This is a genomic window from Ruegeria sp. YKSE079 (assembly GCF_059612845.1).
Window position 1 is genome coordinate 1 of sequence record NZ_JBXWRJ010000027.1, and the last position, 19,398, is coordinate 19,398.

The window sequence follows — 19,398 nt, forward strand, 5'->3', positions numbered from 1 at the left end:
GGCCTTGCTGGAACGGCAGGGTTACGAGGTGAAGGGCGAGGTTGGCGCCGCCGACGTCGTTGCCTGCCGCGCGGGTGAACCGCCGGTGATCGTCGAGCTGAAACTGCGGTTTTCCCTGTCGCTGTTCCATCAGGCTGTCGCCCGGCTCAGGCTGTCCGAACAGGTTTACGTGGCGGTCGTCCGGCCCAGCGGGAGAACCGCGCGGCGCGCCCTGCGGGACAACCTGAACCTGTGCCGCCGTCTGGGGCTGGGCCTGATCACCGTCCGTCCCGACGGCCGGGCAGAGGTGCATTGCGACCCCGGCCCCTACGCCCCTCGCAAGTCTGCCAAACGCACCGCAGGGCTATTGCGCGAGTTCGACCGGCTGCAGGGCGATCCCAACTCGGGCGGTGCGACCCGTCACGGCATCGTCACGGCCTATCGCCAGGACGCGCTGCGCTGTGCCGCGCATCTGGCCGAGAACGGCGCCGCCAAGGGGGCCGACGTTGCCAGGGCAACCGGGGTCGCCCCGGCGACGCGGATCATGCGCGACAATCACTATGGCTGGTTCGAGAAGGTTGCGACCGGTGTCTACCGCCTGACCGAAGCGGGCCGGGAGGGCCTCCGGCACTGGGCCTATAGTTGGGAGCAAGACAGCTGACCGGCAGCGCAGGCCGGTCTGCAATTTTGGGGCCATGTTGTGAAAAGGCGTTGGTCGGCTTTGAGCCCATTTCTACCGATGCTGCATTTGGTACCAACGTCAGCATTGGCGATCTAAGATTACTGAGGCGCGCGACGTTACTCATCGGTTTTTAGACATGAGTTGCAACGACCATGTCGAAACGTTGTAGCTGGGGGCTGAGTCGCCAGCAAAAAAAGAAGTGGTCAATTCACCTGAGTGGAAACAGCACCGGGATGATGTCTACTTGCGGCTGCGACGCGATGCCATATGCAGCAGGGATACCTTTGAAAATGTCTGTTTCACGAAAGGCCGCCATCGCTTCCTTGCTTTCCCAGATGTAGATGCCGCCATAGGAATTGGGCTCATCAAGTTCGAGGTAGTATTTTTGAACCAGTCCCGGCATCGCCTCGAATAACGGTCGGCGTTCGTTTGCGGCGGCTAGAACGTCTTCACGGGCGAGCGAGCTTTCGAAGCGGACGAATTGAACGACATATCCCAGATTGTCCAGCGGGTAGGCTTCTTGCGCCACCGACGAAGCGGCGGCCACGGATGCGACGACGGCTGCTGCGGGGGCGGTTTTTTTCGAAAGCGTGGTCATATTACTTCTCCTGTGTGAACCGACAATCGTATATTGCTCAAACAGGAAATTTCGATCTCGACCTCACGCGCCAAATTTTTGACAGCGCAGCAACCCGTTGATATCTCTTGCTGATGCAGGAACATCGAAATACGACGGCGACTGTCCGCGCTGTCTTGAAGGCTGCCGAGGAAGTCGGCATTTCCTCCGAGACATTGTTGGATCAGGCTGGCATTCCATCCGACGTGGCCCACGACCCGGATGGCGAAGTGACGTTGGACGTCATGAAAGCTTTTTGGGAGATCGCCTATCGCGAAACCCGCAATCCCTATCTTGCGATGGACGCCGGTATTCGCGCGGTGCACGGTTCATACAAGACGATAGATTATCTGCTGCTGGCCGCCTCAACCCCCGGCGAAGGACTGGCCCGGTTTGTTGAGCATTTCCGGCTCATCAACACATGGCTCAATTTCGAGATTGGTGAAGACGATTTCGGGCATCACTTAGCGCTTAAGCCCATGATCGGGCCTGTGCCTTTTCCCGCTGTTGAGATCACTTTCACCGTGGTCACAGAGCGATTTCGACGGATGCTCGGTCCTGACTGGACACCCCGGAAAGTTGAATTTCTTCATGCACCAGCTGGCGACCCGGCCTTTTATCGCGGATATTTTCGAAGCGAGGTCAGCTTCTCCGGCGAGACAGCGCGGCTTTCTATCCGGGAGCAAGACTGGAACCGTCCACTCGCAACCGGCGATCAGGGTCTGTTTGAGGTGCTTTCGGACCACGCGTCACACCTCAATTCGATGCGTCCGCACCCCGATGATCTGGTAACGCAGGCGCAACAAGAAATCATGCGTGTATTGGGGGATGGAGAACCAGATATCAGCGCTATCGCCCAAGCGCTTGCGGTCAGCACTCGTACATTGCAAAGGCGTCTTGAGGAACGCGATATGACATTCACCCGGCTTGTCGATGAGGTGCGCGAAAATCAGGCTCGGAACCTTGTCTCGTCCGGAAGCATGTCTCTAAGCGAGATCGCTTTTTTCCTTGGTTATTCTGACCAAAGCGCGCTGACACGAGCATTTAAGCGCTGGACCGGCCAGACTCCAAAAAAATTCAGATCGGACCATGCGTAGCTGAGGATATTCAAACTCTGAAAGTGAAAAGCGGACATCGATTTGAATTGGTTGATCGGAAGTTTTGTCCCGCACAACGAACCAAAACGGTTTGGCGACGCGGTCTCTTCTGAACGTGGCTGGCACAGGCGCTTTGGGGCCTATGCCCCAGGCGACTGTCGTGAGATGAAGTCTGCCACCAGGTTCACGATCAGCGGCGACAGGGCGGGGGTGATGATGTGCCCCATGCCGTTGATGGCATGCAACTCGCTGCCGGGAATGCAGGCGGCCACTTCCTCGCCCAATTCCAGGGGAACCAGTTCGTCGTGGGTGCCGTGGATGACGAGACAGGGCAGGGTGACCGCTTGCAGCGCGGTGCGCCGGTCGCATGCGTTGGCGATGGCCAGAACCTGGCGATTCATGCCCTGATCGTCGACACCGCGGGCATAGGCGCGGGCGGCCATGGCGCGAATGTCGTCCTCGGCCATGGGATAGCCGGGGCTGCCCCACAGGCGATGCTCGTCGACCTGATCGTTAAGATACTGCTCCAGCGTGCGGGGCCGCACCAGCAGCTTTTCCGCCAGCGCCAGCATCGCCGCGCCATCTCGGCCCGCGCGTTCGGCGAAAGGGCGGCAGGTCGTCATGACCATTGTGGCGCTCAGCAAACGGTCGGGGTGGTCGATGCACAGCCGCTGCAGGATCGCGCCGCCCATCGAAATGCCGAACACATGCGCGCGGGCAATGCCAAGCGCGTCCATCAGGCCGACGACATCCGCCGCCATGTCGGTGATCCCAAAGGGTTTGGGCAGATCGCCGCCTTGCCGCAGCAGATCCAGAATCGCATCTGCTTCGCCCGGAGCTTCGGGCGCCGGACAGCGCTGGGACAGCCCGACATCGCGGTTGTCGAACAGAATCGTGCGAAAACCCGCGTCGGCAAACCCTCCGATCAGCTCGTCCGGCCAATGAACCAGTTGGCTGCCCTGGCCACGGATCAGGACCAGTGGCGTGCCATCGCCGGGGCCGCATTGTTCGACTTCCAGTGCGATACCATTCGCTTTGATCTGCATTTCGTCCCCCGTCGGCCATATCTCTGCGATCTGCTCTTGAGGCACGGCCATTCCCACCCTATGTGCGGTTGGCGCGAAGTCAAACCCGGAGCCGACGGCGCCTGTGTTCGCCATGTCGAAAAAAAATTCATCCAGCTTGTTGACAGCCGGTTTTTTCCTGCCTAGCTATTCGCCGTTAGCACTCGACGACTATGAGTGATAACGCTCCCGCCATTGAGGCGGGGGGAGGAAAAACAACCTTTGAGCCCAAGGAGCTGCAAAGATGGCATTGAAACCGCTTCATGACCGTGTGCTGGTTCGCCGCGTGGAAAGCGAAGAGAAAACCGCAGGCGGACTGATCATCCCCGACAGTGCAAAAGAAAAGCCCAGCGAAGGCGAAGTCGTCGCGACCGGCGAAGGCGCGCGCAAGGACAGCGGCGAACTGATCGCAATGGCTGTCAAAGCCGGTGACAAGATCCTGTTCGGCAAATGGTCGGGCACCGAGGTCAATGTCGGTGGCGAAGAGCTGCTGATGATGAAGGAAAGCGACATCATGGGGATCATCGAGTAAGGCGCCCGCCTCTCTGATCTTTCAACGCTTCAACACGTATTTATCTCTCAAGGAGAAAGAACATGGCTGCTAAGGACGTCAAGTTTACGACCGATGCCCGCAACAAGATGCTCAAGGGTGTCAACATTCTGGCTGACGCCGTGAAAGTGACCCTGGGCCCCAAAGGCCGCAACGTGGTGCTGGACAAGTCGTTCGGCGCACCGCGCATCACCAAGGACGGTGTTTCGGTTGCCAAGGAAATCGAACTGGAAGACAAGTTCGAAAACATGGGCGCGCAGATGGTGAAAGAAGTCGCCCAGCGCACCAATGACGAAGCCGGCGACGGCACCACCACCGCAACCGTTCTGGCCCAGGCCATCGTCAAGGAAGGCCTCAAGCAGGTTGCTGCCGGTCTGAACCCGATGGACCTCAAGCGCGGCATCGACCTGGCGACCCACAAGGTTGTCGAAGGCATCAAGGCTGCTGCCCGTGACGTCACCGACTCGGACGAAGTCGCTCAGGTCGGCACCATCTCGGCCAACGGCGAAGCCGAAATCGGCCGCCAGATCGCTGACGCGATGCAGAAGGTCGGCAACGAAGGTGTCATCACCGTCGAGGAAAACAAAGGTCTGGAAACCGAGACCGATGTCGTCGAAGGCATGCAGTTTGATCGCGGCTATCTGTCGCCCTACTTCGTGACCAACGCCGACAAGATGGTCGCCGAGCTGGAAGACTGCATGATCCTGCTGCACGAGAAGAAGCTCTCGTCGCTGCAGCCGATGGTTCCGCTGCTCGAGCAGGTGATCCAGTCGCAGAAACCGCTGCTGATCATCGCCGAGGACGTCGAAGGCGAAGCGCTGGCGACCCTGGTGGTCAACAAGCTGCGCGGCGGCCTGAAAATCGCAGCCGTCAAGGCACCGGGCTTCGGCGATCGCCGCAAGGCCATGCTGCAGGACATCGCGATCCTGACCGGCGGCCAGGTGATCTCGGAAGATCTGGGCATGAAGCTCGAGTCCGTGACCATGGACATGCTGGGCACCGCCAAGAAAATCTCGATTTCCAAGGACGAGACCACCATCGTTGACGGCGCTGGCGAGAAGGCCGAGATCGAAGCACGCGTTGCACAGATCCGCACCCAGATCGAAGAAACCACCTCTGACTACGACCGCGAAAAGCTGCAGGAACGTGTTGCCAAACTGGCAGGCGGCGTTGCCGTGATCCGCGTCGGCGGCATGACCGAAGTCGAAGTGAAAGAGCGCAAGGACCGTGTGGACGATGCTCTGAACGCAACCCGCGCGGCCGTTCAGGAAGGCGTTGTCGTGGGCGGCGGTGTCGCTCTGGTTCAGGCCGGCAAGGTTCTGATCGATCTGGAAGGTGCGAACCCCGACCAGACCGCAGGCATCAACATCGTGCGCAAGGCCATCGAAGCGCCGCTGCGCCAGATCGCCGAGAACGCAGGCGTCGACGGCGCCGTGGTTGCAGGCAAGGTGCGCGAGTCGAACGACCCGGCCTTCGGCTTCAACGCGCAGACCGAGGAATATGGCGACATGTTCTCGTTCGGCGTGATCGACCCGGCCAAGGTTGTCCGGACCGCTCTGGAAGACGCCGCATCGGTTGCCGGTCTGCTGATCACCACCGAAGCGATGGTGGCCGACAAGCCGCAGAAAGACGCACCGGCAGGTGGCGGCATGCCCGACATGGGCGGCATGGGCGGCATGATGTAAGCCGGATTTCCGCAAGGAAATTCCGCTTGGGAAGAAAGGCGATTGGCCCTAAGGCCAATCTGCCCGGAACCCGGCCAGATGTTTCGGGGTCGCCTTTGGGCGGCCCCGGTTTCGTTCAAAGGCCCGCTATGCGGGCCTGCCTTCGGCGAGGGTATTTGGGACCGGAAAGAAGCGGCACTTGCGCGAAGGTCATCTGATCGGATCCCGGCCTGAGCGTTGCGCCGCGAAAAGCGGCTGAGCGTTTGGTATTCCGGTATCAGGAGAATATCTGGAGAAAACGCCGATCCATCCCGGGGCGTTCGATACCGAACCGGCAGAAAAGTGAGTATTCAAACGGGCGCGAACGCGCTATGCGGTTGAGATGAAGCTGTTTCTCCTGACCGCTCTGACCATGGTCGCGTTTGCCGCGAACTCGATCCTCAACCGCATGGCCATCGACATCGGCGCCAGCGAGCCGGGCGGATTTGCCGTGGTCCGGGTGCTGGCAGGGGCGGTCACGCTGGCGGTTCTGGTGCATCTGAAGGTCGGCGGGCTGCCCTTGCTCTCGCGCCGACGGATTGTCGGGGCGGGGTCGCTGTCGCTTTACATGATCGGGTTTTCGACCGCCTATCTGACGCTGGATGCCGGGGTCGGGGCGCTGATCCTGTTCGGGGTGGTGCAGATCACCATGTTTGCCGCCACCACCATTTCCGGCACGCCGCCCACGGCGCGGCAGCTGGCCGGCGCGGGCATCGCCTTTGGCGGGCTGGCCTATATCCTGTGGCCAACGGGCGCGGTTCGGGTCGACCCCGGCGGGGCGGCCCTGATGATCGCCGCAGGCGTGGGCTGGGGGGCTTATTCACTGGCCGGGCGCAGCGAGCCGGATGCGCTGGCCGGGACAGGCGCCAATTTCATCATCGCCCTGCCGGTGACGGCCCTCGCCATTCTCGCGCTGGGCGGGGGCTGGGGCATGGCCCTGCCGGGGTATCTGTTGGCGATCCTGTCGGGGGCGGTGACATCCGGGCTGGGTTATGCGTTGTGGTACCGCGTCCTGCCCGGTCTGGCCGCGCCGGTCGCCGCCACCGCACAGCTGAGCGTGCCGGTGATCGCGATACTCGCGGGCGTTCTGCTGCTGGGCGAGACGCTCAGCTGGAAGCTGACCGCCGGCACGGCGCTGGTTCTGGGCGGGATTGCGCTGGCGGTAACCCGGCGTCGCGCGGGCTGAGGCTTTTCCTGCACGCCAAATAGGCTTATCTGGCTGACATGAGGTATCTGCTGCTCCTGTTCCTGTTACTGCTCTGGCCCGCGGCCCTGCGCGCCGATTGCGTCGTGCTGCTGCACGGGCTGGCACGGACCGAGACGTCGTTTGCGGTGATGGAACAGCTCTTGCTGCATCGCGGTTACGATGTGGTGCGCCCGGGATACCCCTCGACCGATCTGCCAATTCCCGAGCTGGCCAACCAGACCCTGCCTACGGCAATGGCCGAATGCGGCGACCAGACAACCCATTTCGTGGCGCATTCGATGGGTGGCATCCTGATCCGGTATTGGCTGAAGGATCACATGCCGGAAAACCTTGGCCGCGTCGTCATGCTTGGGCCGCCCAACCAGGGCAGCGAGCTGGTGGACGAACTTGGCGACTGGGAAGTGTTCGGCCTGCTGAACGGCCCCGCCGGTCTGGCACTGGGAACCGGGCCGGACAGCGTGCCCCGCCAGCTGCCGCCGGTGAATTTCGACCTGGGCGTGATCGCGGGCAGAAACTCGCTGAACCCGCTGTTTTCTTCGTTGATCGAAGGACCCGATGACGGCAAGGTCTCGATCGACAGTACCAGGGTTCAGGGTATGACCGATCATATCGTGCTGCCGGTCACCCATACCTTCATGATGAACAATCCCCGCGTGGTGGCGCAGGTGTTGCATTTCATCGAATTCGGGCGCTTCGGCCCCGAGATTTCGTGGTCCGAGGCTGTGGCCAAGGTGATCGACGACATCTGCGTCGGGCAGGATTGCACCCAGCCCAGGTCGGAGTCGACGCAATGACGGCACTGGATCTGCGGTTACAGGGCGCGCGGGTGCTGCTGCCCGATGAAGGATTGACCGAGGCAGAGCTTGGCATCGCCCAGGGTGTGATCTGCAATGACCCGGTCGGGCGATGTGTTGACCTGTCGGGATACATGATCCTGCCCGGGATCGTCGATCTGCACGGTGACGGGTTCGAACGCCACCTGGCGCCGCGCCGGGGCGCGATGAAACAGACGAACGAAGGCGTGCTGGCCGCCGAGGCCGAACTCGCGGCGAACGGGATCACCACCGCCGTTCTGGCCCAGTTCTACAGTTGGGAGGGCGGGCTGCGCGGGCCGGATTTCGCCGCCCAGGTATTCCGCGCCATCATGCAGGTCCGCGGCGAGGTTGTGACCTGCCTGATCCCGCAATTGCGGTTCGAAACCCATTTGCTGGACGATCATCCCACACTGCCCGACTACGTGGCCGACTGGAACATCCCTTATGTTGTCTTCAACGACCACCTGCCGCATGATCGGCTGGCGCAGGGGCGCAAGCCGCCGCGCCTGACCGGGCAGGCGCTGAAGGCCGGGCGCAGTCCCGAGGCCCATCTGGAACTGATGCAGGGCCTGCATGCGCGCCGCGACGAAGTTCCCGCCGCGCTGGAAACACTTTGCGCCCGCCTGGCGGGGCAGGGGGTGCGGATGGGCAGCCACGACGATGCCACCGCCGAGGGCCGCGGGCAATGGCGTGACCGGGGCGCAAGCATCGCCGAATTTCCGGAAACCCGCGAGGCCGCCGAGGCCGCCAAATCCGCCGGGGACCATGTGATCATGGGCGCGCCCAACGTGGTGCGGGGAGGCTCGCATAACGGCAATGCCAGCGCCGTAGAACTGATTGCGATGGGGCTGTGCGACGCGCTGGCCTCGGATTATCACTATCCCAGCCCGCGCCGCGCGGCGTTGATGCTGGTGGCGACAGGCGTGCTGGATTTCGCCGCTGCCTGGTCGCTGGTCTCGGACGGTCCGGCGCGGGTGTTGGGCCTGGATGACCGGGGCGCTCTGGCACCCGGAAAACGCGCCGATCTGGTTATCCTGGATGCCACCACGCGCCGCGTCGCCGCCACCCTGTCAGGCGGGCGCGTCAGCTATATGTCCGGTGATATTGCTGCACGGTTCCTGCGGTAGGCGAACCGCCATTTCTTCATCTTGAAAAATGCTCCCGCACCCCTCAGCGGGTGATCCGGTTGAAATGGCCCATCTTGCGCCCGGCCTTGACCTCGGCCTTGCCATAAAGGTGGATCGCCACGTCGCGCTCGCGGGCCAGATCCGACACCCGGTCCATATCCGCGCCGATCAGGTTCTCCATCACCACGTCCGAGTGGCGCTGGCCGTCGCCCAGTGGCCAGCCCGCGACGGCGCGGACATGCTGCTCGAACTGGTCCACCGCACAGCCGTTCTGGGTCCAGTGGCCCGAATTGTGCACGCGCGGGGCGATTTCGTTGACGATCAGACCCTGCGGCGTCACGAACAACTCGACCCCCATGACGCCGACGTAATCCAGCGCGTTCAGGATGTTGGCGGCCAGCAGCACCGCATCGGTGCGTTGCGCCGGTGACAGGCGCGCAGGCACCGTGGTGGTGTGCAGGATGCCGTCGCGATGCACGTTCTCGCCCGGATCGAAACAGGCAACCTGGCCATCCAGCCCGCGCGCGGCGATGACCGACACTTCATGGCTGAACTCCACGAACCCTTCCAGGATTGAGGGCGCGCCGGCCATGTCCGCCAGCGCGGCCTCGGCATCCTCGGGCGCACGCAGCCGGGCCTGCCCCTTGCCGTCATAGCCGAAGCGGCGGGTTTTCAGAATGGCCGGTGTACCAATTTCGGCAATCGCCGCCTGCAGATCGTCCAGATCGGCGACATCGGCAAAGGGTGCGGTCAGCAGGCCCAGATCACGCAGAAAGGATTTCTCGATCAGGCGGTCCTGACTGACACGCAGCGCCTCGCGACCGGGACGGATCGGGCGGTGCGCCTCCAGCAGATCCAGCGCTTCGGTCGGGATGTTCTCGAACTCATAGGTGATGACATCGACACTGTCGGCAAACGCCTGCAGCGCCTCCGCGTCATCATAAGGCGCGGTTGTCACCCGGTCGGCCACCTGCCCCGCGGGCGGGTTCTGACCCGGCTCGAAAATATGGGTGGTAAAGCCCAGACGCGCCGCAGCAACCGACAGCATCCGGCCCAACTGACCACCGCCCAGAATTCCGATCGTCGCACCGGGGGCGAGCATTTCCGTCATCGTCAGGTCTCCAGCCGTTTTCCAATCGCGGTCAGCGCAGACCGCAAAGCTTCATGTGCTCCGCCCGATGTCAGTGTATCCGTCATCTGCAGGCTCAAAGTGCCATCAGTTGCCAGGGCATCGCGTTCTTCCGCCAGACGCCCCGCCTTGCCCTTGTCCATCGTCGACAGAAACCCCGACACAAGTTGCGTCGTATAAAACTCCGCCGCATCCGCATCGCCGGTTTCCCGGGCCAGCCACCCTGCACCGGTTGCCATAAGGTCCAGAATTCCCGGAACCATGGCGCAGATTGCGAAATGTGCGTTCAGCGCGACCTCGTCAGCCACTTTCACCACCGGGTTTTCCGGCTCGAACAATTGTGCCAGCAGGTGGTCATTGCCGAACGCGGCCAGCGGGCAGCCTCCGGTCTGCAGGAATCCCAGCGGAATGGTCTGCACGAAATCCGAGGCCGGGGCGCACAGTCTGGCCAGTTGCCCGGCCGGCACCGCCGCCATGACCGAGACAACCTGCTGATCCGCCCGAAAGCTGAGCGGCGCAAGAACCTCCGCCGCCAGATGCGGGCGCAGGCACAGGAATACGATATCGGACCGGTCGATGACGCCTTGAGGCGTATCCACGTCGACCCCAAGCTCTTGCGCCAGCTGTGCGGAAACCGACGCGCTGCGTTCCGTCACCGCGATGTGATGCCCCCTGGCGGCCAGAAACCGCACCATGGGCGCCGCGATATGGCCGGTGCCGATGAAACCGATCCGGCTCATCCCTGCGGTTCTTCCGGGATCGAGGCCGAAAGCGCCGTGCGCCAGTCATCCAGCCGTTTGGCCAGGGCGTCATCCTGCAACGCCAGAATGCCTGCCGCCATCAGCCCGGCATTGGCTCCGCCCGCAGACCCGATCGCCATGGTCGCCACCGGAAAGCCCCTGGGCATCTGCACGATGGAATAAAGCGAGTCGACGCCCGACAGCGCACGGGTCTGAACCGGAACGCCGATCACCGGCACCCGCGTTTTCGACGCCATCATGCCCGGCAGATGCGCCGCCCCGCCCGCGCCTGCGATAATCACCTGCAACCCGCGCTCCACCGCGGTCTTGCCATACTCCCACAAGCGATCCGGGGTGCGGTGCGCCGAGACGATCCTGGTCTCATAAGCCACGCCCAACTCGTCCAGAATGTCGGCGGCTTCCTTCATCGTGGGCCAATCCGACTGGCTGCCCATGATGATCCCTACTTTGATGTCGCCCATGCACCCGGCCCCCATCTGTGGAAAGAGCGCGCACTATAGCCAAATCCGCCTATGTGGCAATGCGCCAAGACAGCCATTTTCATAGAGAATTTCCCGCTGGAGACTTCGGATGGGTGCGATCAGAACGACGCGTCGCCTGATCCGGGCATGGCGTCGTGCCCAATGCGTCCGATCCGGCATTCCGTTCGACGGGGAAAAGTTCAGGCGATGATGTCAGGCGTCAGGCGGTCTTCGATCATCGCAATGATGTCCTTCAGGCGAAGTTTCTGCTTTTTCAACCGCTTGATCGTAAGCTGATCGGCTGTTCCCTTGGCTTCCAGCGCTTCGATGGCTTCATCCAGATCGCGGTGCTGGCGGCGAAAGACCTCCAGTTCCACCTTCAGCACGTCGTCGGATTTCATCGACAGGTCCGTTGGCGCATTCATATGGCGACTCAATTCTTTTTGTTCTGCTTGGTACACACAATAGTGCGTAACAGGGAATCCGCCTAGACCTTGTGGACATCCCGGTTTCTTACCATATTCTAGACAGAGCGGTTGCCAGAACGGGACCGCCCGAACCGTCGCTTTGATGAACAAGGACGAAACAACGTGTCGAAACTTACACTTGGCTCCTATCCGCACCTGTTGGGGTTCGAGCAGTTGGAACGCCTTCTGGAACGCTCGGCCAAGGCCGGCAACGAAGGATATCCGCCCTACAACATCGAACAGACCTCGGATCATTCCTATCGGATCACGCTGGCCGTGGCCGGGTTTGCCGAAGAGGATCTGTCAATCACCATCGAGGATCGCCAACTGGTGATCCGGGGACGGCAACGCGACGACAGCGAGGGGCGCGTGTTCCTGCACCGTGGCATCGCCGCACGTCAGTTTCAGCGCATGTTCGTGCTGGCAGACGGTGTCGAGGTTGGTGAGGCGGTGATGGAAAACGGGCTGCTGCATATCGATCTGACCCGCGCCATTCCCGAAGCGGTGGTGCAGACGATCAACATCAGGAAAGGGTAAGCCATGCACACACCATTCGATTTCAAGGACAAGGACAGCCGGATCGTTTATGTCAAGGCCGTCGACGTGGCCGATCTGCCGGAAGAAGTCCGTATTCAGGCCGGTGATCTCGATCACCTCTATGCGGTTCATGACGCGAACGGTCAGCAACTGGCCCTGGTCGCCAACCGCAAGCTGGCCTTCGTACTGGCCCGCCAGAACGATCTGACGCCGGTGACGGTGCACTAAGACAACGGTCGGCCACGATTTGACGTGACATTCGCCGCCCGGACGGCGAAACATACGGACCGGCCGGGCCCGTACTCCCGCCGAGAATACTGACACAGCGAGAGAGCGGATATGAGCTGGTTCGATTTCGACTGGGTGGACGCCTTTACCGACCTGCCCTTTGGCGGCAACGGATGTGCCGTTGTCCATGGCGGCGCAGGACTGTCCCCGGAAACCTCACAAGCCTTCGTGCGCGAAACCTCTCTGGTCGAGTGCACCTTTACCGGCCCGTCCGAAATTGCAGATATCCGCGTGCGCTATTTCCTGGCCAGCCGTGAAATCCCCTTTGCCGGACATCCCACTATTGCAACCGTCGCGGCCCTGCGGTCTCGCGGGATGATTTCGGGCGATGATCTGACACTTGAAACCGGTGCGGGAATTGTGTCGATCCGACTGACCGATGACGAGATCGAGATGACGCAGGTCGCACCGAAATTCGGCGCGACTATCCCGGCTGAACTCGTGGCCGAAGGGATTGGATTGAACCCCGAGGCGATTGTCTCGCCGCCTCAGATCGTGTCCACCGGCCTGCCGTTCTGCATCACGGTGCTGCGTGACCATCAGGCGTTGCGGGCGGCAAGGCTGAACATCGACGCCCTGCGCCGCATGGCCGAAAGCCAGGGTTATTCCGGCACCGACATGATGGAGCCGTTTCTGGTCACCCTGCAGGGCGCGACCGGGCAGGGTGATACATTTTCCCGTCTTCTGATGGCACCGCCCAGCCCGCCCGAAGACCCGTTCACCGGCTCTGCCACCGGCGCGATGGCGGCCTATCTGTGGAAATACGGGCTGATGCCCAAGGACAGTTTCGTCGCCGAGCAGGGCCATGACATGGGCCGTCCCGGTCGCGCCACCGTCACCCGGGTCGGAGAACCGGACCGGATGACGGGGATCAAGGTGGCCGGATCGGGTTTTGTGCTGATGCGCGGGCAGGTCGATCTGCCCGAAGGTGAGATGTGATGCCAGAGCCTGCGATCGCGCTGTTGCCCTACGGCAATCGGCTTGGCCCCGATCTGGCGGCGCTGCCGCTGTCCGACCTGATCTGGCCGCTGGGATGCCCCGGGCGCCTGACCGGCGCCCGTGTGGGCGATCTGGCCCCGAGCGATCACCTGATCATGTATCCAAATACGATGGCCCATTTCCGGCTGCGCCGGGGAACACGGGCGCAGATCTCGTTGATGATGGGAGAACCGAGTGCGATCCACGCCAAGCACGACCGCCTGCTGCGGTTCACCTGGCGGCGGTTCTTCCGGGTCTTTACCTTTCACGAAGTCTTACTGAACAGCATCCCCAACGCTGTCTTCGTGCCTTATGGCTCGACCATGGTGCCCGACTGGCAGGACCTGAACCCTCTGAAAACCAAATCCTGTTCCCTGATCGCCTCGGCCAAGCGGGACCTGATCGGTCACCAGCTTCGCCACGAGATGATCGACTGGGTCCGCGAAACGGGGCAGGACGTGGATATCATGGGGCGCGGCTACATGCCGTTCGAGCGCAAGTCGGACGGGCTGGCGCCCTATCGGTTTTCGATCGTGATCGAGAACGTACGCGAGACCAACTATGTCTCGGAAAAACTGATCGACGCGATCCTGTGCGATACCGTGCCGATCTATTGGGGCTGTCCCAATATCGAGAGGTTCCTGGACCCGGCAGGCATGATCCTGTGCAAAAGCGCCGACGATATCCGGCAAGCAGTCGAAGCTCTGACAGTGGACGATTACGCGTCCAGATTGCCACTGCTTCAGGCAATCAAGCCCAAAGCGGCGGAACTGGGGGATTTCGAAGGCCGGGTGGCGCGGGCGCTGCGCGATCAGCTCTGATCCTGGCCAACCGTCGCCAAAATGTGCGCCTCCGGCACGCTCCTGATTCTTTCTGGTTTTCAATACCCCGGGGTGAATTGCCCGCAGGGCAAGAGGGGCAGCGCCCTTTCGTAATTCCGACATCCCCAAAAGAATACGGCCCCGCAAAGGGGGCCGTCTTGCAAGTCTGTTGCGAGGTCAGTGCCCGGCGATCAGGCCCATGCTTTCCAGTTTCAACAAAACCTGGTGTGCACAGTTGTCGACATCCACATTTTCGGTTTCGACCCGCAATTCGGGATTTTCCGGCACGTCATAGGGGTCCGAAATTCCGGTGAATTCCTTGATCTTGCCTTCGCGCGCCAGCTTGTAGAGGCCCTTGCGGTCGCGGCGTTCGCATTCTTCGATCGAGGTCGAGACATGGACTTCGCAGAAGGCGCCAAAGGCTTCGATATCTTCACGCACGGCACGGCGGGTCGTCGCATAGGGCGCGATGGGCGCGCAAATGGCGATGCCGCCGTTCTTGGTGATTTCCGAGGCGACATAGCCGATGCGGCGGATGTTGAGATCGCGGTGTTCTTTCGAGAAGCCAAGTTCCGAGCTGAGGTTCTTGCGCACGATATCGCCGTCAAGCAATGTCACCGGACGGCCCCCCATTTCCATCAACTTGACCATGAGCGCGTTGGCGATGGTGGATTTGCCGGATCCCGAAAAACCGGTGAAGAACACCGTGAAGCCCTGCTGCGAGCGCGGTGGCCGGGTCTTGCGCAGCTCGGCAACGACTTCGGGGAAGGAAAACCACTCCGGAATTTCCAGACCTTCCTGCAGGCGGCGGCGCAACTCGGTGCCCGAGATGTTCAGGATGGTGACATTGTCCTTGTCCTTGATCTCGTCATTGGGCTCGTACTGGGCGCGTTCCTGCACATAGACCATGTGTTTGAAATCGACCATCTCGATGCCGATCTCGTCCTGGTATTTGCGGAACAGGTCCTGCGCGTCATAGGGCCCATAGAAATCCTCACCGGCCGAGTTCTTGCCCGGGCCTGCGTGATCGCGGCCGACGATGAAATGGGTGCAGCCGTGATTCTTGCGGATCAGGCCGTGCCAGACCGCCTCGCGCGGGCCGGCCATGCGCATGGCAAGGTTCAGCAGGCTCATCGAGGTGGTCGAGGCCGGATATTTGTCCAGCACCGCCTCATAACAGCGCACGCGGGTGAAGTGATCGACATCGCCGGGTTTGGTCAGCCCGACGACCGGGTGGATCAGCAGGTTGGCCTGCGCTTCCTTGGCGGCGCGGAAGGTCAGTTCCTGATGCGCGCGGTGCAGCGGGTTGCGGGTCTGGAAGGCGACGATACGGCGCCAGCCCACCTTGCGGAAATAGGCCCGCAACTCGTTCGGCGTGTCGCGACGGGCCTTGAAATCATAGTGCACGGGCGGCTGAATGCCGGTGATCGGCCCGCCCAGATAGACCTTTCCGGCCACGTTGTGCAGATAGTTCACCGCCGGGTGTGCGCTGTCGTCGGCGCCGAAAACCTTGGCAGCCTCGTTCGCCTTGTCGGGCGTCCAGCGGTCTGTCACGGTCATGGTCGCCAGGATGACACCTTCCTGATCGCGCAGGGCGATGTCCTGACCCAGTTCGATCTTGTCGGCAAAGTCCTCTTTCACGTCCAGCGTGATGGGCATCGGCCAAAGGGTGCCGTCGGCCAGACGCATGTTCTCGACCACGCCATTGTAGTCTTCTTCCGACAAAAAACCCTTGAGCGGGTTGAAACCGCCATTCATCAGCAGCTCCAGATCGCAGATCTGGCGCGGGCTCAGATCCCAGCTGGTCAGGTCGGCGGCTTCGACTTTCAGCTTCTGGGCGGATTCGTAGGAAACGTACAGTTCGGGAATCGGGGCTAGGTTGCTCAACATCGTCATTTCAATACTCGTGCCACCAGGGTGGGAATTTGCATTTTCCAGCAGTTTCGAGCGGCATTTGCCCGGTTGCACGGGCGGAGTCCAGACGGTCGGCCGCAACAAAGGACGAAGTGTGTCGTTTTTCCGCCAATCAGAACGTCTTTTGCCGGCATTTGTCGATCTGTGGGAAGATTTTCGTCCAGGTGACGGATTGCGGCCCTCAAAAGGGTCATTGTTCCGGAAGCCCCAGCATCGAGGCCAATTCCGAGGCCGATTCAACTGCCAGGGCGGCAAGGGGTTCCGGAACGCCCCGCAACCTGAATTCCTGAAGTGCGAGGGGCGCCACCGCGATGCCCGCGGCCGTCAATACGTTGGCCGAGATCAGCAGCTCGGCGCCCAGCGCCTTGGTCTCGCCTTCCAGACGGCTGGCGGCATTGACGGTGTCACCGATGATGGTGCGGGGCGCATGCCCGGCCGCCCCGATCTCGCCCAGCACGAGGGTGCCGATATGCAGCCCCATCCCGATCCGGATTTCCGGCGCGTCTTCCTGTGCCAGCCGCTGATTGAACTCCTGCAGGGCGCGGCTGACGCCGATTGCCGCCTGAATACCGGCCCGCGCCGAACTGGCGGCGTCACGGGTGTCGAACACCGCCAACAGCCCGTCGCCAAGGTATTTGTCCACCACACCGCCCGCTTTCGTGATTGCGGGCACGATGGCGTCAAAGAACCGGTTCAGCAGGAAAACAACGTCATATGGCAACTGCCCCGTGGTACGGGCGGTAAACCCACGCATATCCAGAAACAACACTGCCAGTTGCCGTTCCTGCCCCTGACTGGCATGCGCGCGGTTGCGCCCACCTTCGGGCCGAAAGACGCGGAATACCGTCGCCGGGTCCATCGGGCGGATCTGGCAGGCCAGCCGCATACCGGGCGGGGCATCGATGGCGGCAAGGCTGCGCGCCTCGACCGTGCCCGGCGGATGCAGCAGGTCGGCGCCTTCCTCGACGATGACCCGGCAGGTGGTGCAGCGCCCCTTGCCGCCGCACAGGGCGGTATGCGGCACCGCGTTGGCAAGCGACATCTCCAGCAGGGTCATGCCTTTTTCCGAGCGGATTTCCGGGCCGTCCACGTATTGAATTCGCACCGAATGTCTGCGTCGCCACATCTTGCGACCCAGATGAAAGGCCAGCGCCGCCGCCAGTGCCGCCCAGAACGCCATAAGGGCGTTATCCTTGACGCTGAACATCGCCTCGAAGGCTTCGGGGCTGGGCCAGTTATAGTGTTCGATATACTGCTCGCGCAGGAACTCATCGGAAAAATCGGCCCAGATCCGCCGCCCTTCGGTCAGCAACCCGGCCAGTGCAAAACAGGGGACAAACACCGCCAATCCGATCAGATAGGGCACCATCCCCGACCACCAGCGGGTCAGCCGCAACCACATGTGCAGGCCGATGCAGCCATGCACCCAGACGATGAGCAGCAGCAGGCTCTGCATCCAGATGGCCGGACCAGGCCACATCAGCGCGATGATATAGCCCATCTCGTCATTGACGTCATAGATTTCATGGGCATAGCGCGTCTGCACAAGATGCGAGATCAGCTGTAGCGGAATCAGTAGGCCAAGAACAATCTGCAGGGCCGAACTGAACGGCATGCGCAATGTCCTGCGCCGCGCAACCGAAACCAGCGCCAGACCGGCATGGATCAGCAGTGCCGCATATAGAACGATGCTCACAAGACCGTGCCGCGACACCATTGTCCGACCGTCCTGAATGTCGTGCAGATAGTCGGTATGGAACAGGCCCAGACCGATGTTGAAAAAATGGAAAAAGGCAAAGGTGAGCAGGATCAGCCCGGTTACGATCCTGAGCCGTGTCGTCCAGTTGCCTCGCCAGAGAACACTTGCCACTTGCGCCTCCGGTTTGCTTTTCGCGCCAGGGTCAACATTGTGAGGCGCAGACCGGGATGGTCAAGCCCCACTCTCGCGATTGTCACCGGGCCAGCCCGTGCCGGGGTTTGCCCGGGGCACCGCCGGGGACGGGCCCACCAAGCTGGCGTGGTCAAGGCCAGGTTGCGAGGGAGGGCAATGAATCATGCCCTGCACGACCGCAGCAGAATTCTCCGGACCGGGCCGGAGAATTCCGGCATCCGTTCAGTCCTGTTCGGCCAGGAACCGTTCGGCATCCAGTGCCGCCATGCAGCCCATACCGGCGCTTGTCACCGCCTGACGATAGACATGGTCGGTCAGATCGCCCGCTGCAAAAACGCCGGGGATCGAGGTTTCGGTGCTGCCCGGTTTGGTCACGACATAGCCGCCCATATGGGTCTCCAGCGTGTCCTTGACCAGCTCGTTTGCGGGCGCATGGCCGATCGCCACGAACACGCCCTTGCAGGGGATTTCGGTGATCTCGTCGGTCTTGACGTTCCGGACCCGAACGCCTTCGACGCCCAGCGGCGCATCGGTGCCGATCACCTCTTCCAGCGTGTGGAACCACAGCGGCACGATCTTTTCGTTCTTCAGCAGCCGGTCCTGCAGGATCTTTTCCGCCCGCAGCTCGTCGCGGCGGTGGATCAGGGTCACCTTGCTGGCGAAATTGGTCAGGAACAGCGCCTCTTCGACGGCGGTGTTGCCGCCCCCGATCACCACGATTTCCTGCCCGCGATAGAAAAAGCCGTCACAAGTTGCGCAGGCCGACACGCCAAAGCCCTTGAACTTGTCCTCGGACGGCAGGCCCAGCCATTTCGCACGCGCGCCGGTGGCCAGAATGACCGCGTCAGCGGTATAGGTGGTGCCGCTGTCGCCCTTGGCGGTAAACGGCCGTTTGGACAGGTCCAGATCGGTGATGATGTCGCCGATGACCTCACATCCCATCGCAGCGGCATGCTCTTGCATCTTGATCATCAGATCGGGGCCCTGAACTTCGGTGAAGCCGGGATAGTTCTCGACCTCGGTTGTCGTGGTCAGCTGGCCGCCGGGCTCGATGCCCTGCACCAGTATGGGTTCCAGCATGGCCCGGCTTGCATAAACGCCGGCGGTATAGCCCGCAGGCCCCGACCCGATGATCAGAACCTTGGTGTGACGTGTCTCGGTCATGGTGCCCCCGTTTTCTGCCCGAATGAACCTGATGGTCTCGAACGAGGGATATAGCGGCGCAGGCCACGCTCTTAAAGCCCCAAGATGATCCGCCCCTGTTCCCGCAGCGCCCTCAGCCGAGGCCAAATATGTCTTTGAGATTAAAGA

The 19,398-nt window shown here is 61.9% G+C and carries 20 protein-coding genes; 11 read left to right on the forward strand and 9 right to left on the reverse strand.

What is annotated here, in order from left to right:
• Positions 1-640, forward strand: a 640-nt coding sequence (locus tag AC2FMY_RS19500; protein ID WP_496807919.1) for a DUF2161 domain-containing phosphodiesterase, incomplete at its 5' end; no start/stop codon positions are given.
• A 229-nt stretch (positions 641-869) separates the two neighbouring features.
• Here the strand turns inward: AC2FMY_RS19500 and AC2FMY_RS19505 are convergent.
• On the reverse strand, positions 870-1,259 hold the full coding sequence (locus AC2FMY_RS19505; protein WP_496743738.1) for an antibiotic biosynthesis monooxygenase: 390 nt from the start codon (positions 1,257-1,259) through the stop codon (positions 870-872).
• Between the two features lie 113 nt (positions 1,260-1,372).
• Between AC2FMY_RS19505 and AC2FMY_RS19510 the strand changes: the two genes are divergently transcribed.
• Positions 1,373-2,374 (forward strand): AraC family transcriptional regulator, encoded by a 1,002-nt coding sequence (locus AC2FMY_RS19510; protein WP_496807920.1) that lies wholly within the window; start codon positions 1,373-1,375, stop codon positions 2,372-2,374.
• Between the two features lie 140 nt (positions 2,375-2,514).
• Here AC2FMY_RS19510 and AC2FMY_RS19515 read toward each other — a convergent pair whose 3' ends face one another.
• A complete protein-coding gene (locus AC2FMY_RS19515; protein WP_496807921.1) occupies positions 2,515-3,534 on the reverse strand; it encodes an alpha/beta fold hydrolase in 1,020 nt (339 codons plus the stop codon).
• A 148-nt stretch (positions 3,535-3,682) separates the two neighbouring features.
• Here AC2FMY_RS19515 and AC2FMY_RS19520 point away from each other — a divergent pair, with 148 nt between their 5' ends.
• From AC2FMY_RS19520 to AC2FMY_RS19540, 5 genes are all read left to right on the forward strand, one after another.
• Positions 3,683-3,970 (forward strand): co-chaperone GroES, encoded by a 288-nt coding sequence (locus tag AC2FMY_RS19520; RefSeq protein ID WP_170614752.1) that lies wholly within the window; start codon positions 3,683-3,685, stop codon positions 3,968-3,970.
• A 62-nt stretch (positions 3,971-4,032) separates the two neighbouring features.
• Positions 4,033-5,673 (forward strand): chaperonin GroEL, encoded by a 1,641-nt coding sequence (gene groL / locus AC2FMY_RS19525; protein ID WP_496743744.1) that lies wholly within the window; start codon positions 4,033-4,035, stop codon positions 5,671-5,673.
• Between the two features lie 361 nt (positions 5,674-6,034).
• Positions 6,035-6,877 carry a DMT family transporter gene (locus tag AC2FMY_RS19530; protein WP_496807922.1) on the forward strand — a complete coding sequence of 281 codons (843 nt, stop codon included), beginning with the start codon at positions 6,035-6,037 and terminating at the stop codon, positions 6,875-6,877.
• Between the two features lie 38 nt (positions 6,878-6,915).
• Positions 6,916-7,692, forward strand: coding sequence for an alpha/beta fold hydrolase (locus AC2FMY_RS19535; RefSeq protein ID WP_496807923.1), 777 nt, complete (start codon positions 6,916-6,918; stop codon positions 7,690-7,692).
• On the forward strand, positions 7,689-8,840 hold the full coding sequence (locus AC2FMY_RS19540) for an alpha-D-ribose 1-methylphosphonate 5-triphosphate diphosphatase (protein ID WP_496743750.1): 1,152 nt from the start codon (positions 7,689-7,691) through the stop codon (positions 8,838-8,840). The genes AC2FMY_RS19535 and AC2FMY_RS19540 overlap by 4 nt, the downstream gene beginning before the upstream one ends.
• A 43-nt stretch (positions 8,841-8,883) precedes the next feature.
• Here AC2FMY_RS19540 and AC2FMY_RS19545 read toward each other — a convergent pair whose 3' ends face one another.
• The 4 genes from AC2FMY_RS19545 to AC2FMY_RS19560 all read right to left on the reverse strand — a co-directional run bounded on the left by AC2FMY_RS19545 (position 8,884) and on the right by AC2FMY_RS19560 (position 11,616).
• Positions 8,884-9,951 carry a 5-(carboxyamino)imidazole ribonucleotide synthase gene (locus AC2FMY_RS19545; protein ID WP_496743752.1) on the reverse strand — a complete coding sequence of 356 codons (1,068 nt, stop codon included), beginning with the start codon at positions 9,949-9,951 and terminating at the stop codon, positions 8,884-8,886.
• Between the two features lie 2 nt (positions 9,952-9,953).
• On the reverse strand, positions 9,954-10,709 hold the full coding sequence (locus AC2FMY_RS19550; RefSeq protein ID WP_496807924.1) for an NAD(P)-binding domain-containing protein: 756 nt from the start codon (positions 10,707-10,709) through the stop codon (positions 9,954-9,956).
• Positions 10,706-11,191 carry a 5-(carboxyamino)imidazole ribonucleotide mutase gene (gene purE, locus AC2FMY_RS19555; protein ID WP_496807925.1) on the reverse strand — a complete coding sequence of 162 codons (486 nt, stop codon included), beginning with the start codon at positions 11,189-11,191 and terminating at the stop codon, positions 10,706-10,708. The genes AC2FMY_RS19550 and purE overlap by 4 nt, the downstream gene beginning before the upstream one ends.
• Before the next feature lie 200 nt (positions 11,192-11,391).
• Positions 11,392-11,616 (reverse strand): YdcH family protein, encoded by a 225-nt coding sequence (locus AC2FMY_RS19560; RefSeq protein ID WP_480749514.1) that lies wholly within the window; start codon positions 11,614-11,616, stop codon positions 11,392-11,394.
• 165 nt (positions 11,617-11,781) lie between these two features.
• Here AC2FMY_RS19560 and AC2FMY_RS19565 point away from each other — a divergent pair, with 165 nt between their 5' ends.
• From AC2FMY_RS19565 to AC2FMY_RS19580, 4 genes are all read left to right on the forward strand, one after another.
• Positions 11,782-12,195 (forward strand): Hsp20 family protein, encoded by a 414-nt coding sequence (locus AC2FMY_RS19565; protein ID WP_480749513.1) that lies wholly within the window; start codon positions 11,782-11,784, stop codon positions 12,193-12,195.
• A gap of 3 nt (positions 12,196-12,198) precedes the next feature.
• Entirely contained in the window at positions 12,199-12,423 is a 225-nt protein-coding gene (locus AC2FMY_RS19570) for a DUF1150 family protein (protein ID WP_480749512.1), read from the forward strand.
• 111 nt (positions 12,424-12,534) lie between these two features.
• Positions 12,535-13,422 carry a PhzF family phenazine biosynthesis protein gene (locus AC2FMY_RS19575; protein WP_496807926.1) on the forward strand — a complete coding sequence of 296 codons (888 nt, stop codon included), beginning with the start codon at positions 12,535-12,537 and terminating at the stop codon, positions 13,420-13,422.
• Positions 13,422-14,282: a glycosyltransferase family 10 domain-containing protein gene (locus tag AC2FMY_RS19580; protein ID WP_496807927.1), complete on the forward strand. Its 861-nt coding sequence runs from the start codon at positions 13,422-13,424 to the stop codon at positions 14,280-14,282. The genes AC2FMY_RS19575 and AC2FMY_RS19580 overlap by 1 nt, the downstream gene beginning before the upstream one ends.
• A gap of 177 nt (positions 14,283-14,459) precedes the next feature.
• Here the strand turns inward: AC2FMY_RS19580 and AC2FMY_RS19585 are convergent, their stop codons facing one another.
• The 3 genes from AC2FMY_RS19585 to trxB all read right to left on the reverse strand — a co-directional run bounded on the left by AC2FMY_RS19585 (position 14,460) and on the right by trxB (position 19,251).
• A complete protein-coding gene (locus AC2FMY_RS19585) occupies positions 14,460-16,178 on the reverse strand; it encodes a bifunctional sulfate adenylyltransferase/adenylylsulfate kinase (RefSeq protein ID WP_480749509.1) in 1,719 nt (572 codons plus the stop codon).
• Positions 16,179-16,386: 208 nt separating this feature from the next.
• Entirely contained in the window at positions 16,387-18,066 is a 1,680-nt protein-coding gene (locus AC2FMY_RS19590) for an adenylate/guanylate cyclase domain-containing protein (RefSeq protein ID WP_496807928.1), read from the reverse strand.
• Between the two features lie 243 nt (positions 18,067-18,309).
• Positions 18,310-19,251 (reverse strand): thioredoxin-disulfide reductase, encoded by a 942-nt coding sequence (gene trxB, locus AC2FMY_RS19595; RefSeq protein WP_480749507.1) that lies wholly within the window; start codon positions 19,249-19,251, stop codon positions 18,310-18,312.
• Between the last annotated feature and the right edge of the window lie 147 nt (positions 19,252-19,398).